Origin of the sequence: Candidatus Palauibacter sp. (genome assembly GCF_965213655.1) — a bacterium.
In the GTDB taxonomy this organism is placed as follows: Bacteria; Gemmatimonadota; Gemmatimonadetes; order Palauibacterales; family Palauibacteraceae; genus Palauibacter.
The window spans coordinates 676,352-690,138 of record NZ_CBDBZT010000003.1; the positions used below are offsets into that span (position 1 = coordinate 676,352).

At 68.1% G+C, this 13,787-nt stretch carries 12 protein-coding genes and 1 tRNA gene; 10 read left to right on the forward strand and 3 right to left on the reverse strand.

Annotated features, from left to right (window positions below; all coding sequences use genetic code 11):
- Positions 1–97 precede the first annotated feature (97 nt).
- Genes rny through recN form a run of 7 tightly spaced genes read left to right on the forward strand, consistent with a single transcriptional unit; the run spans position 98 to position 7,762 of the window.
- Positions 98–1,735 carry a ribonuclease Y gene (gene rny / locus ACOOGH_RS05150; RefSeq protein ID WP_420447905.1) on the forward strand — a complete coding sequence of 546 codons (1,638 nt, stop codon included), beginning with the start codon at positions 98–100 and terminating at the stop codon, positions 1,733–1,735.
- 35 nt (positions 1,736–1,770) lie between these two features.
- Entirely contained in the window at positions 1,771–2,688 is a 918-nt protein-coding gene (locus tag ACOOGH_RS05155; protein ID WP_420447906.1) for a bifunctional 5,10-methylenetetrahydrofolate dehydrogenase/5,10-methenyltetrahydrofolate cyclohydrolase, read from the forward strand.
- A 2-nt stretch (positions 2,689–2,690) separates the two neighbouring features.
- Positions 2,691–3,995: an exodeoxyribonuclease VII large subunit gene (gene xseA / locus ACOOGH_RS05160; RefSeq protein ID WP_420447907.1), complete on the forward strand. Its 1,305-nt coding sequence runs from the start codon at positions 2,691–2,693 to the stop codon at positions 3,993–3,995.
- Positions 3,992–4,273: an exodeoxyribonuclease VII small subunit gene (xseB, locus tag ACOOGH_RS05165; RefSeq protein ID WP_420447908.1), complete on the forward strand. Its 282-nt coding sequence runs from the start codon at positions 3,992–3,994 to the stop codon at positions 4,271–4,273. The genes xseA and xseB overlap by 4 nt, the downstream gene beginning before the upstream one ends.
- Positions 4,270–5,187, forward strand: a complete 918-nt coding sequence (locus ACOOGH_RS05170; RefSeq protein ID WP_420447909.1) for a polyprenyl synthetase family protein — start codon at positions 4,270–4,272, stop codon at positions 5,185–5,187. The genes xseB and ACOOGH_RS05170 overlap by 4 nt, the downstream gene beginning before the upstream one ends.
- Before the next feature lie 7 nt (positions 5,188–5,194).
- A complete protein-coding gene (locus ACOOGH_RS05175) occupies positions 5,195–6,094 on the forward strand; it encodes an NAD(+)/NADH kinase (RefSeq protein WP_420447910.1) in 900 nt (299 codons plus the stop codon).
- Between the two features lie 3 nt (positions 6,095–6,097).
- Positions 6,098–7,762 (forward strand): DNA repair protein RecN, encoded by a 1,665-nt coding sequence (gene recN, locus ACOOGH_RS05180; RefSeq protein ID WP_420447911.1) that lies wholly within the window; start codon positions 6,098–6,100, stop codon positions 7,760–7,762.
- 30 nt (positions 7,763–7,792) lie between these two features.
- Here recN and ACOOGH_RS05185 read toward each other — a convergent pair whose 3' ends face one another.
- Entirely contained in the window at positions 7,793–9,535 is a 1,743-nt protein-coding gene (locus ACOOGH_RS05185; protein WP_420447912.1) for a hypothetical protein, read from the reverse strand.
- A gap of 56 nt (positions 9,536–9,591) precedes the next feature.
- Between ACOOGH_RS05185 and ACOOGH_RS05190 the strand changes: the two genes are divergently transcribed.
- Positions 9,592–9,662 (forward strand) — tRNA-Cys (locus ACOOGH_RS05190).
- A 39-nt stretch (positions 9,663–9,701) separates the two neighbouring features.
- Positions 9,702–10,817, forward strand: a complete 1,116-nt coding sequence (gene cax / locus ACOOGH_RS05195; protein ID WP_420447913.1) for a calcium/proton exchanger — start codon at positions 9,702–9,704, stop codon at positions 10,815–10,817.
- 218 nt (positions 10,818–11,035) lie between these two features.
- Here the strand turns inward: cax and ACOOGH_RS05200 are convergent, their stop codons facing one another.
- Positions 11,036–11,464, reverse strand: coding sequence for a type II toxin-antitoxin system VapC family toxin (locus ACOOGH_RS05200; protein WP_420447914.1), 429 nt, complete (start codon positions 11,462–11,464; stop codon positions 11,036–11,038).
- A gap of 9 nt (positions 11,465–11,473) precedes the next feature.
- Entirely contained in the window at positions 11,474–11,920 is a 447-nt protein-coding gene (locus ACOOGH_RS05205) for a DUF7662 domain-containing protein (protein WP_420447915.1), read from the reverse strand.
- Positions 11,921–12,107: 187 nt separating this feature from the next.
- Between ACOOGH_RS05205 and ACOOGH_RS05210 the strand changes: the two genes are divergently transcribed.
- A complete protein-coding gene (locus ACOOGH_RS05210; RefSeq protein ID WP_420447916.1) occupies positions 12,108–13,784 on the forward strand; it encodes an amidase in 1,677 nt (558 codons plus the stop codon).
- The last annotated feature ends 3 nt before the right edge of the window (positions 13,785–13,787 follow it).

The window sequence follows — 13,787 nt, forward strand, 5'->3', positions numbered from 1 at the left end:
GTGTTGTGCTGTCCGTAAGGCGGCCCCGCAGAAGCGAGGCCCCAGCTTCAGATAGATAATCGAACGGAGCGCATCGCTTCCGTTCGATCTGAGCGGCATGCACCGGTGGACGAGTCCGCCGGTTTTTTTTCTTAATAGATGGTTCGAGGATTGGAGTCTGGCCGTGCTGGAATCCATCACCGTGCCGACAATCCTGTTGGCGATCGCGGGTCTCGTGGCGGGGGGCGTCGCGGGGATTCTGATCGAGCGACGGGGCCTGCGCCGGGTGCGCAGCCGCCTTGAGAGCGACGGGCGCGATATCATCGAGTCCGCCCGGCAGGAGGCCGGCAGCCTCCGCAAAGCGGCGGAACTTGCGGGGCGCGAGGAGGCGCAGCGTCTCCGGGAGGAATCGACCAGAGAGGCGGAGCGCCGGCGTACGGAGTTGGAGCGCCTGGAGCAGCGGGCCCTCGAGCGCAGCGAGACGCTGGAACGCAAGCTCGAGACGATCGACCAGCGGCAGGATCGGATGGACCGGCGTCGCGAGCAGATCGAGGTCGAGCGCGGCGAACTCGACACGCGGGCGAAGGAACTCGTCGACCGCGAGCGAGAACTCGGAAAGCGTCTCGAGAAAATCGCGGGTATCAGCCGGGAAGACGCCCGCAGCGAGTTGATGGGCCAGATTCGCGACCAGGCGCGAGCGGACGCGGCACAGCACGTCCGGGAGGTGCGCGAGCGCGCCCGAACCGAGGCGGAACGCGAAGCGCGCAAGATCATCTCCCAGGCGATCGAGAAACTCTCCGTCGACCATTCCTCCGAAGCGGCCGTCTCGGTCGTCACCCTTCCCAGCGACGACATGAAGGGTCGCATCATCGGGCGCGAGGGCCGGAACATCCGGTCCTTCGAGGCGGCCACGGGCGTCGACGTGGTTGTGGACGATACGCCCGAGGCCGTCATCCTCTCCTGCTTCGATCCGGTCCGACGTGAAGTCGCGCGGCTGGCCATGGACCACCTCGTCGGTGACGGCCGGATCCACCCCGGACGCATCGAGGAGGTTGTGGAGAAGGCGCGGGAGGATGTGCAGCGGACGATGCGGCAGGCGGCGGATGAGGTCCTGTATGAACTCGGCATCCACGACCTGCACCCGAAACTCCGGGAAGTGCTCGGTGTCCTTCGCTTTCGGACCAGTTACGGGCAGAACCAGTTGCAGCACGCGCACGAGGTCGCGCTCATCGGAGCCACGATGGCGGCCGAACTGTCACTCGACACGCAGCTGGTGAAGCGGATGGGCCTGCTGCACGACATCGGCAAGGGGCTCACGCACGAGAAGGAGGGAAGCCACGTCGAGATCGGCTACGACCTGTGCAAGCAGTGCGGGGAGAAGGACGGCGTGCTGAACGCGATTCGGGCACACCACGACGAGGAGCCCGCCCGCTATCCGGAGACCTTCCTGGTCACCGCGGCGGACGCGATTTCCGGCGCCCGTCCCGGCGCCCGGCGAGAGTCGTTTGAGCACTACGTGAAGCGATTGGAGAAATTGGAGGAGATCGCGAGTTCCTGGGACGGTGTCGAGAAGGTCTACGCGATTCAGGCGGGACGGGAGATCCGGATCATGGTGACCCCCGACAAGATCTCCGACGAGGAAATGGCGAAGCTGTCGGAACGTACGGCCCGCCGCATCGAGAACGAGTTGCAGTATCCGGGGCAGATCAAGGTGGTCGTCGTGCGCGAGTCACGAACCGTGGACTTCGCACGCTAGACACACTTCTCACGCTGAACGACGGAGAGGAATGGATGACGGCGCAGCTCATCGATGGGAAGCGGATCGCGGCCGAGATCCGGGCGGAAGTGGCGAAACGGACGCGAGCCCTTGCGGAGCGGGGGATCCGACCCGGCCTCGGAGTCGTCCTCGTCGGCGATGATCCCGCGTCGCATGTCTATGTGCGGATGAAGACGAAGGCCTGCGAAGAGGCCGGCATTCTTGCCCGCGACATCACGCCGCCCGCCGACATCGGCCGCGAGGCACTCCTCGGCATCGTCGATGAACTGAACGCGGATCCGGCCATCCACGGCATTCTCGTGCAGCTCCCCCTGCCTCGGCACCTGGATGAGCGCGAGGTCACGGAGAGGATCGATCCGGCCAAGGACGTCGACGGATTCCACCCGGTGAACCAGGGCCGCATGTCTCAGGGGGACGCGAACGCGTTCCGCCCGGCCACGCCCGCCGGCGTCCAGGAACTCATCCGGCGGACGGGCGTGGAAACCTCCGGGGCTCACGTCGTCATCGTCGGCCGCTCGAACATCGTCGGCATGCCGATGTCCCAGATCATGCTCCAGAAGGAGCCCGGCGCGAACGCCACGGTGACTGTGGCCCACAGCCGCACGGCCGACCTCGGCGCCGTGACGCGCCAGGGGGAGATCCTCATCGTCGCCGTCGGAGTCCCCGGCATCGTCCGCGGCGACATGGTGCGGGAGGGAGCCGTCGTGATCGACGTGGGGGTGAACCGCGTCGAGGATTCGACCAGGGAGCGCGGCTACCGGCTCGTCGGCGATGTGGCCTTCGACGAGGCCGTGGAGCGCGCGAGCTGGATCACGCCGGTTCCCGGCGGCGTTGGGCCCATGACGATTGCCATGCTGCTCAGCAATACCGTGACGTCTGCGGAGCGGACCGCAAGCCTCGCCACGGCGGGGACGGTGGCGGCGGCGGGTTGAATGTGACGTCGCAAGCCTCGCTGTTCGGCCCGGCCGAGGTGCGCGATGGCCGGTCCCCGGAAGGCGCGGTCACCGTGTCCGAGTTGAACGAGGCGACGCGCGGCACGCTGGAGAAGCGCTTCGGGGACCTCTGGGTCTGCGGCGAAGTGACGAACTGGACCCGCTCTTCGGTCGGGCACCGCTACTTCTCCCTCCGGGACCAGGCGCGCGACGCGAGTGTTGCCTGCGTGTTCTTCCGGGGGGACGCCTGGCGCCTGCCGGCGGACCCCGAAGACGGCATGGAGGTCTTCGTCCACGGGCGTCCCACCCTCTATGCCCGGCAGGGTCGGTTCCAGCTGCGCGTGCGCGCCATCGAAGCGGCGGGCGAGGGTCTGTGGAGGATCGCCTTCGAGCGGCTCCGCCGGCAGTTGGCGGCCGAGGGCATGCTGGACCCGGAGCGCAAGCGCGCGTTGCCCGCGTTTCCCCGGCGCGTGGGTGTCGTCACGTCGAGCAAGGGGGCGGCGTTGCACGACATCATCACCGTGCTCCGCCGGCGGGCTCCGTGGGTCGAGATCGTGGTGCGCCACTGCCGCGTGCAGGGTGAGGGCGCTGCCGACGAAGTACGAGCTGCGCTCCAGCGCCTCGTGGAGTGGAGCGCTGGTGGTCTGGAGCGGGAACTGGACGCGATCATTCTGAGCCGGGGCGGCGGGTCGATGGAGGACCTGTGGTGCTTCAACGAGGAGACGGCGGTCCGTGCGGTGGCGGCGACCCCGGTTCCCGTGATCTGCGCCATCGGGCACGAGGTCGACGTGACCCTGTGCGAGTTGGTGGCGGACCTCCGGGCGCCGACGCCGTCCGCCGCCGCGGAACTCGCGGTGCCGGACGTCCGGAGCGTCCGCGCCTCGCTCGACGCGACGGGGCAGGGTCTGGCTCGAGGGTTGCGCCGGCTCATCACGCGCGGGAGCGATCGCGTGGAAGCGCTAGCGCACCGCCTGCCTGCTTCCGCCGGATACGTGCGCGATGTCGCGGAACTACGTCTCGACACCTTGGCGGCCCGGCTCCCGGCCGGCTTGGAGCGCGCGCTCTCCCGCTCGCGTGCGCAGCTTGCGGGCCTCGCCGCCGCGCTCGATGCCCTGAGTCCGCTCGAGACTGTGGCCCGCGGTTACGCCGTGGCCACCGATCTTCAGGATCGTCGACTCACGCGCATCGACCATTTCAGGCCGAGCCAGCGCTTCCGCCTGCGCGTGCAGGGGGGACGGGTCGCGGCGACGACGGACACCGTGGAGCCTGACACGGCAGGGCCTGACGCCCCGGAGTCCGAACCATGAGCGAGTCTTCGACGAAGTTCGAGTTCGAAAAGGCGATCCGGGAACTGGAACAGATCGTCACACGCCTCGACCGGGAGGGCATCGGACTGGACGAGGCGATCGCCCTTTTCGAGCAGGGGATCGAGCGTCTCGGCGAAGCTCGGCATTGGCTCGAGAGGGCGAGCGGCAGGGTCGAGGAACTCATCGCGTCGTCGACGGGGAAGCTGAAGACGGCGCCTTTGGTGGGTGTGGAAGCGGCGGGCGAGGAGTCGGCGGATGAGCCGGAAGGCGGATCGTGACGGGGGAACTGCACGAATTGCGTGCCGCGATCGATGCGGAACTGAGGGGCTGGGTATCCGAGACACTTCAGGGGACGGGCCCGATCGCGGAACCCATACGGTACGCAGTTCTCGCGCAGGGGAAGAGGATCCGGCCTCTCCTGTTCGTCGGCGCCTGGGAAGCTGCTGGGGGCCACACCGGCCCGGTCGGGCGAGCCGGCGCCGGAAACGGGTCGGCTGCGCTCCATCGCGTGGCCCTGGGGCCCGAACTCGTCCACACGTATTCCCTGATCCACGATGATCTGCCGTGCATGGATGACGACGACCTTCGCCGCGGGCGTCCGACGGTGCATATCCGGTATGGAGAGCGGGCTGCGGTTCTGGCGGGGGCGGCGCTGCTTCCGCTCGCGATCCGCGCCGTGGCCGAGGGAGCGGCGGGCCTGAAGTTGTCTGACCCCGCGGCGAGCCGGCTTATCGGAACCCTCACGGCGGCGGCCGGCAGCGACGGCATGGTCGGAGGCCAGCTCCTCGATCTTCTCGCCGAGAAGGAGCGTGTGAGCTTCGACAAGCTTGCGCGAATCCACCTCGGAAAGACCGCGCGTCTTATCGCCGCATGCTGCACGATGGGCGGCATTGCGGCCCGCGCGCCGGCCGCGATCGTCGATCGGCTGACCCGCTTCGGGATCGCCATCGGACTCGCATTCCAGACGGTGGACGATATCCTCGATGTGACGGGATCTTCGAGCCGCATGGGGAAGATCGGCGGCCGGGACGCAGCCCTCGGAAAGGCGACGGTACCATCGGTCCTCGGTCTGGACGGAGCGAGAGCACGCGCCGAAGAGTTCGGCCGCGAGGCGCTGGGAGAGATCGCCCCGCTCGACGGTGCGGACCGGTTGCGAGAGATCGGACGACTCGTCCTCGAGCGCGACCGTTGAGCGGCCCATGAGATTCCTCATCATCGGTAACGCCGACCACCCGGAACTGGAGCCTCTGCTCCGCCGCGTCGAGCGGACGGCGGACGAACTCGGCGTGTCTCTCGTCTTCGAGCCATCGCTCGCGGCGGAAGCGGGACGCGATGCCGTCCCCCCGGAAGAGATTGACGGGGATGTCGCCCTCGTGCTGTCCCTGGGAGGGGACGGGACGCTGTTGCGGGCGGCCCGGTTGGCGGCACCGCGCGGCATCCCGGTGCTGGGCTGCAACCTGGGTCGGCTCGGATTCCTCACGATGGTCTCGGAGGAGGAGCTCGAAGCGGCGATGTCGATGGTGGCGAGCGGAGACTACGCGCTCGAGAAGCGGATCGCCCTCCGCGTCCGGGTGATTCCGAACGGATCCAACGGTCCGGACGAACGGAGCTTCTACGCCGTCAACGACGCGGTGATCCACAAGAGCGGCTTCGCCCGCCTGATCGGCCTGCGCGTTCTGGCTGACAACGACGAGGTGGGACACTACAGCGCGGATGGCATCATCTTCGCCACGGCTACGGGCTCGACGGCGTACAGCCTGTCTGCGGGTGGGCCGATCGTCTCGCCGACGATGGAGGGGATCGTCGCGACGCCCATTTCGCCGCACACGCTGGCGGTGCGCCCGGTTGTGTTTTCGGGAGACACCAGGATCTCCGTCGAACTCCTCTCCGGGGACCACGACCTGCAACTCACCGTGGACGGACAGCCCGGTTGTCTCCTCTCGGTGGGCGACCGGGTGGAAGTCGCTCGCTCCCGCCACCCCGTAGGTCTCGTCCGCCTGTCCGACTATTCCTTCTTCACCGTCCTCAGGCGGAAGCTGCGGTGGGGCGATGTCCGCGACCATCCGGCGCCCCCATCCGGGGGGAACGGGGACGGCTAGACCATGCTCAGAGAGCTTCGCGTCCGGAACTTTGCCGTCGTCGAGGAAGCCACGCTCGAATTCGGCCCGGGCCTGAGCGTGCTCAGCGGCGAGACGGGGGCCGGGAAGTCCATCCTCGTCGAGGCGCTTGCACTTCTCGTCGGGGGCCGGCCGTCCGCGGACATGATCCGGGCGGGATCCGGGGCCGCGCGCGTCGAGGGCCGCTTCGAGATCGAGGGCCTCGCTGGGTTGGGGTCGCTGTGCGAGGAGGCCGGCATCGAGCAGGAGGACGGCTGGCTCATCCTCTGTCGCGAGTTGCGTCGCGAGGGCCGCCATCGGGCCTGGATCAACGGCTCACCGTCCACTACGGGACGGCTGCGCGAGTTCGGGGTCCGACTCCTCGATCTCCACGGACAGCACGATCATCAGCGGCTCCTGGATCGCGCCTGGCAGCGGCGGCTCCTGGACGCTTATGGCCGGCACGGGCCGCTGGCGGCGCGGACGGCGGCCGCCCACGAAGAGTTGCGCATCGTCGAGGCACATCTGGAGGACACGCGGCGCGCGGCGCGCGAAGGGCGCGAACGGGCGGACTACCTGCGCTTCAAGCGGGACGAAATCGCGGGCGCCGGACTCGAACCGAACGAGGATGAGGCGCTCGAGGCGGAAGCTCGCCGCCTCTCGCATTCCGAAGAATTGATTGAACTCTCGGGCTCGCTCCACCATCGGTTGTACGAAGCCGAGGGGTCGCTCGTCGACCAGTTGGGCGAGTTTGCGACCCGCCTCGACGCCCTGGTCGCTATCGACCGTGAGGCGGGTCCCTTCCGCGATCTGCTCGAGGCCGCGCTCCGCAACGTGGAGGAACTGGGACGAAGCCTCGCGCCCTACCGGGATTCGATCGAGCACGACCCGCAGCGGCTCGACGAGATCCGCGTCCGGCAGGATCTCCTCTACCGGCTCAAGCGCAAGTACGGCGACACGCTGGACGACGTGATTCGCGCGGGCGAAGAGGCGCGACGCGAGCTGGAGGCGGTACGAGGCGCCGATGACGAGATCGAACGACTCGAAGCGGGACGCGAAGCCATGTCAACGAAGCTGGCCGCGCTGGCGTCCAAGCTCTCGAAACGGCGCCGCGCGTCGGCCCGCGCGCTCGCCGAGGCGGTGACCGCCGCACTCCCGGAACTCGGTCTCCTCGGGGGCCGGCTCGAGGTCTCGCTGGACGCGTACGAAGAGATCCGTGCCGTCGGCGCTGAACAGGTCGAGTTTCTCGTCTCCCTGAACCCGGGCTTCCCCCCGGCGCCGCTGCGCCGCGTCGCCTCGGGAGGAGAAATGAGCCGCCTCATGCTCGCGCTGGAGACCGCCCTCATCGAGGTCGACGATCTGCCGGTGCTCGTGTTCGACGAGATCGATGCGGGGATCGGGGGCGAGGTCGCACACCGCGTCGCGGCCCGGCTAGTGCGGCTCTCCGTCGCGCACCAGGTCCTCGTCGTCACGCATCTCGCACAGATCGCGGCGCGCGCCGACGCCCACTACTCGGTCGGAAAGGTCACGGAAGCCGAAGGAGTGCGGACCTCGGTCCGGGTGCTCACGGGAGGGGAACGCGTCCACGAAGTCGCCCGCATGCTGGGAGGCGACCCCGCCAGCCGCGCCTCACGAGCCCATGCCGAGGAGTTGCTCGCCGGCCAGCTATGACGCCGGATCGGCGCGATTGGCAGACTGCGATCAGAAGACGCTGATCGGGAAGCGGAGTTCGGCCCCGTAACGGAAGGACGCCGGGGTCAGGCCCCCGGAGCCCGAAATGGCCCGCCGCAACGAGATGCCGAACTGGTAGGCGCCGCGCACGGGTCTCGCCCCTTCAGCCAGCTGCTCGACGCCCCCGGCCTCGGAGATGTCGAGGAGCAACCCGACGCCCAGCCGGTGACGGGTCTGCGCTCCCTCTGCCGCCAGTATGTTCGGATCCAGTCCATCCACCATCCCCGCGAACTCGTAGGCGGGTGCCGGCAGGCGGAAGTAGTCGTACTCGATCCCCACGCTGAGAGCGGAGTTGAAGCGAAGGGAGGGCCGGACCAGAATCGCGAGGTAGTCACCGAGGTCTCGTCTCATCAGCGTCGTGAGTTCCTCTCCGACGTAGGGGCGGTCCGGTGGGGCGAAGCGGACCACCTCTTCGTCGGGGCGCTGGATCCCGTAACGGGCGGAGGCGCGGATCATGAAGCTGCGCCCGAACGCGATGTCCTGATACAGCGCCAGCTCGATGTCGGTCTGGCCGTCCCCGATCGGTATGTCCGCCGAGTTCGTCGGATTTCCGAAGAGCGTCAGGTTGCGGTTCTTGATACGGAGCCGGGCGAGTCCACCCACGGTCGTGCGCAGCCGGATGCCGCGTTCCGGATCCGGTGCGGGCTCGGCTTCCGCGTCCACGTCATCCCTGCGTCCCGGGATCGGCGTTCGGCGCGTGATGCCGTCGATGAGGTTGACCCGTACGAAGAGCTCGACCTCTCCGAGACTCAGTTCATTCCTCGTGTCCGTCGGCAGCCGATCGGCGAAGCCCTGACTCAGGAACAGAGTGTCGAAGTCATCCTCGGTCGCGAACTCGGGCAGGGCGAGTTCGGGCAGCGTCAGCCCGAGCGCTTCGAACGCCTCAGCGAAACTCGTGAAGCGATTCGCCATCTGCGTCCCCGCGGCGCTGGAAGCGGTAGGAATCAGGGCACCGTCCGCGGCCCGCCGTCCCAGGGCGTTGACGAAATCCTGCGCGGCGCTCCGAAGCGCGATGGCCCCCTGGAGGGTCGATCCCGTGAGCGAGCCGCCGGCGATGAGCGAACCGAGATCGCCGAGCGCCGATCGTGCGTCCACGAGGAAGGGCGCACCGGACTCGAAGGCCGCTGCGTTACCGGTCACGGTCGCCGTGGAATCGAAGGCGAAGCCCACCGTCATGTCCGTGAGCGTGAAGGGGGCCCGCGCTCCGACGCTCACCCAGTCGAGGACGCCCAACTCGATCCCGAGGCCGAGTCGGCGTATCTGCGCCCGCATCGCCGAGAAGTCGAGCCCGCCGAACGAGAAGTCGTCCTCCATCACGGGATCGAAGCCAAGTGCGGCGGCATCACTGTTCAGATCCTGAATGAGAGCGAAGGGGGGCGGGTACATGCGGCGGGCGAGCGGACCGTCGAAGTGCGCGGCAAGCGGCTCGCGCTCCCCGTCGGCGATGCCGGCGCTCGAGTCGAGGGCGAACTGCTCTGACCAGTTCAGCAGGGTGGGGGTGACCGTGAGCCACAGTTTCCCCTGGCTGGGCAGTCGCGCGTCGGTGAACTGCCCGGCCAGATGTGCGGGAGCCAGGGCGGTGACGACGAGGGCGAAGAAGACCGGCAGGGCAGGTCGGGTCTGCGGGAGCATCGCGCGAGTATAGCAGCCCATGAGGCGATAGAGAACCTTCCGCGCGGCGCGTTCATCGGCTGCCGGGAACCGATCGCGCATACGCGGTTTACCAGACTTTCCCCCGTGCGGCCGCACGATTAGGCTGTGCGCACTCCGGCGCCGTGGCCGAGTGGTTAGGCAGGGGCCTGCAAAGCCCCCTACTCCGGTTCGAATCCGGACGGCGCCTCTCTCTTCAACTTTCCGGAGGAAACGGGAGGACATTGGGTTGGCTCTCAAGCTGAAAGCGGACCAGGTCCTCCTGCTCCTCCTCGTTTTCGTTCCCATCACGCTCGTCCTCGAGTACGTCGTCCACGCGTCGGCGACCACGCTCTTTCTTACCTCCGCGGTCGCGATCGTTCCCCTCGCCGGGATCATGGGGAAGTCCACAGAGATGCTTGCGGAGCATGTGGGGGCCGGTCTCGGCGGGCTTCTGAACGCGACGTTCGGAAACGCCGCGGAACTGATCATCGCGATCTTCGCCCTCCGAGCGGGTCTGCACGACTTGGTGAAGGCGTCGCTCACGGGGTCGATCATCGGGAACATTCTCCTGATCTTCGGACTGAGCGCGCTTCTCGGCGGCTTGAAGTTCCGCAAGCAGGTGTTCAACCGGACGGCGGCCAAGCTCGGGTCCACACTCCTTCTCCTGAGCGCGGTCGGACTCGTCATCCCGTCGCTGCTTCACTGGCTCCGCGACGGGGCAGGTGCCGAGGCGGCAGCGGCGACGGGGGCCGGAGCCGCATCGGGATCGCTGAGCCTCGAGATCTCCGTCATCCTCGTCGTCTGCTACGTCCTTTCGCTCGTCTTCGCGCTGCGTACGCATGCGGAGCTCTACCAGGGGACGACGCACGCCGCCGCGGGTGCGCACGCGGCCGCCGGGTGGTCGAAGCGCAAGTCGTTCGCCGTCCTCGTCGGGGCGGCGGCGCTCGTGGGCTGGATGAGCGAGATCCTCGTCGGCGGGGCGGAGGAGGCGGCCCACGCTCTGGGGATGACCGAGGTCTTCGTGGGCGTCATCGTCGTCGCCCTCGTCGGCAACGCGGCGGAGCACTCCACTGCCGTGCTCGTCGCTCTCCGAAACAAGATGGACCTGTCGATCCAGATCGCGGTGGGATCGTCCCTCCAGATCGCCCTCTTCATCGCCCCGCTTCTCGTCTTCCTCTCCTACGCGATCGGGCCGGAGCCGATCGACCTCGTCTTCTCGCCGCTCGAGGTCGTGGCGGTCGCGGTCTCGGTCCTCGTGGTGGGACAGATCGCCGATGACGGTGAGACGCACTGGATGGAGGGCGTGCTCCTCCTCGCCGTATACCTCGTGCTCGGGTTCGCGTTCTTCAACCTTCCCGGCTAGCAGCCACGGCCTGCTGGCGGCGGCAACGGCCCTGCCTGAAAGCAACGATTCTCCAACCCGGCGCGTCTCAGTGTCCGGACCGCGCGGAACATTCGACGGTGCTGCGGGGTCCGGTTTCCTGGGAGAGAGTGGAGTCGGGGCGCCGGATCACCCTCCTGTGGCAGGGATGACGTACGGATGAAGTTCGTTGTACCGAAGTGGTCGCGCGCGCCCCGGCCTCACTCCATGACGGGGACGAGTTCCAGACGGTCGCCGAAGCGTCGAAAATCCCTTTCGTTCAGCGTGAGGAGCCTCCGCTCCCCATAGGCCAGCATGGTCGCCGCGATATTGGCGTCATGGACCTGTTTCCCGGCGACCGGCACCTCCCGGCAGAGGTCCGTCAGCAGGCTCGTGACTCGCGGCCCGTCCTCCAGCACCTCGAAGCGTCGCGACATCCGCTCCGCGTCCCGCAGGGCGTCCGCCATGGGGAGCGGGGTCGACCAGGTTTGAGGACGCGTCACCACAACCAGATATTCGCGCAGTACCTGGCGGCTGATCCGGAGCCGTTCGGCGCCGCCGGCGATTCTCGTCATGGCGGACCTGGCGACTTGGAACTGGGGCGCCGTGGGGGCCCGAGCCGCTACGAGAACGTTCGTGTCTATGAACAAGTGGAGCCCCTATCGGCCTTCATCCCCGTACAGTGCCTCACGGCTGACGCGGAAGCCCTCGGGCCACGACCCGAAGTCGTGAGGCGTGAAGATTTCGTCGATGGATACGGGGTGGAGGGGGGCCGCATCGGTCTCCACATTGATCCCGTCTCGGTCCGCTGACGCCGGATTACGCACGAACGTCAGGGTCTCTCCTTCCAGGTCCACCATTTTCGTCCTCCATCCTGCGGCGACCCATGCCAGGGCATGGCTGTGACCGCCGCTTCGGCCGGGGTTCGACCACCACGGACGGTGTATGCGTGCGGAAGGCGGAAGCTCGAAGCCCAGCATCCTCTCAAGCTCGAAGAACGTTGCGCGCCACTCCGATCCGGCTCGGACTCTCAGGTGGGCGTAGAGCGGCGCGTACTTGCCCCGTGCCGCTGCCTCCCGAAGAAGGATGTTACGAGTTTCGCTCATCTCGCTGTCATCTCCTCAGCCGATAATCAAGTACTTACTTAATTTAGGCGGAACGATGACGGGAGGCAAAGACTCTTCCGGCAAACCGGCGGTGGCTTGTCGGGCAGGCCGTTTCTCCGCAGTCTGAGCCCGGAGGGCGGCCCGGCCCGAATCGGGAATCGGCCCATCTCAGCCACAGGAGTTGCGCGTGTCTGCGGAGCACGGAACAGAGATCGACGAACGGAGTGAGGAGAGGTCGCGAGGCGGTATCCGTCGGCGGGGGTTTCTAAAGGCCGCCGCTGCGGCGACCGCGGCGGGGGCGCTCGATCCCCGCACGCTCGTGGCCGCTCCGGCGCGGATCCCTCCCTCCCTCGGGGCGGCGGGGCTGCGGGAGCCGCAGCAGGCTGCTCAAGAGGACGTCATCCCGCTCGGCAACGGAGAGCCGCCGGCCCTTCAGTTCCAGGCGTATCCGGGCGGGACGGGCGCGCTGCTGGAGAAGTACTGGCGCGCGGGAATGAACCCGTTCGAGAAGACCTCCATCGAGGTCGAACCCTGGGAGGGGCCCGTGCCGTCGACCGAGGAGGAGATCGCGTTCCTCCCGGTGCACCGGCTGTCGGCTCTCGTGAGGGAACGCCGGGTCTCGCCGACGGAACTGTTCGACATCTACATGGAGCGCATGAAGCGGTACGACCCGGTCCTGCTGTGCGCGGTGACGATCCTCGAGGACCGGGGCAGGGAAGAGGCGGAACAGGCGGAAGCCGAGATCCGCGCAGGCGAGTGGCGCGGCCCCCTGCACGGAATCCCGTACGGCGTGAAGGACCTCTTCTCGACCGCCGGGGCTCGGACGACATGGGGGTCGGCGGCCTTCCAGACGCAGATGATCGACGAGGATGCCGAGGTCGTGCGCCGGCTGCACGCGGCGGGCGCCGTGCTCATCGCCAAGCTCGCGACGGGAGAGTTCGCGCGGGGCGACCGCTGGTACCGCGGACGGACGCTGAATCCGTGGAACCTCGCCTGGGGATCGAGCGGGTCTTCCGCCGGACCGGGGTCGGCGACGGCAGCCGGTTGCGTCGCGTTCTCGATCGGGACCGAGACGCGTGGGTCGATCGTCTCCCCGAGTCGGCGCAACGGGCTGAGCGCCCTCCGTCCCACCTTCGGGCGCGTGAGCCGTTACGGGGGCATGGTGCTCTCGTGGAGCATGGACAAGACGGGCCCCATGTGCCGCACGATCGAGGACTGCGCGCTCGTGTTCAACGAGATCCACGGCGCGGACGAGAAGGACCCCGCCTCCATCACGACGCCGTTCCGCTTCGAGCGGAACCCGGACCTGGGCGCGCTCTCGATCGGGTACACGGAGGACGCGCCGCACTCCTTCGTCGAGAAGCTGCAGGATCTGGGCGCCAGGCCGCAGCTCATGCGCGAGCTGCCCTCTCAGTCGGCGAGTGCGCTGGGTGCCGAGTCGTCATCGGCCTTCGACTTCCACGTGGCCCCGGACGGGGAATTGCCCCCGGTGCCGGAGGGGCTCAGCGAGGCCGAGGAGCGCGACTTCACGCGCTTCCGCCGCGGCCGCGAGGGTCTGGCGATGGACTACGTGCACGCGCAGCGGCGGCGCCACATCGTGATGAAGCGCATGGCCGAGGCGATGGAGGGCTTCGACATGTTCGCCACCGGGTCGGGGGAGGTGGGACTCACGAACGAGACGGGGCACCCCGCGGCCGTCGTCCAGTACGGTTTCGGCCCGCTGGGCCCCGAGGGCGAGGAGGCGGAGCAGCCTCTCACGACGACTCTGATCGGCGACCTGTTCGCGGACGACAGGATTCTCAGCGTCGCGCATGCCTTCCAGGCGGCGACGGACTGGCACACCCGGCACCCCGCGCTCGACTGACGG

Coding starts and splice junctions, on each gene's coding strand:
- rny (WP_420447905.1), top strand. CDS start 98: ATGCACCGGTGGACGAGTCCGCCGGTTTTTTTTCTTAATAGATGGTTC.
- ACOOGH_RS05155 (WP_420447906.1), top strand. CDS start 1,771: ATGACGGCGCAGCTCATCGATGGGAAGCGGATCGCGGCCGAGATCCGG.
- xseB (WP_420447908.1), top strand. CDS start 3,992: ATGAGCGAGTCTTCGACGAAGTTCGAGTTCGAAAAGGCGATCCGGGAA.
- ACOOGH_RS05175 (WP_420447910.1), top strand. CDS start 5,195: ATGAGATTCCTCATCATCGGTAACGCCGACCACCCGGAACTGGAGCCT.
- recN (WP_420447911.1), top strand. CDS start 6,098: ATGCTCAGAGAGCTTCGCGTCCGGAACTTTGCCGTCGTCGAGGAAGCC.
- ACOOGH_RS05185 (WP_420447912.1), bottom strand. CDS start 9,535: ATGCGCGATCGGTTCCCGGCAGCCGATGAACGCGCCGCGCGGAAGGTT.
- ACOOGH_RS05205 (WP_420447915.1), bottom strand. CDS start 11,920: ATGAGCGAAACTCGTAACATCCTTCTTCGGGAGGCAGCGGCACGGGGC.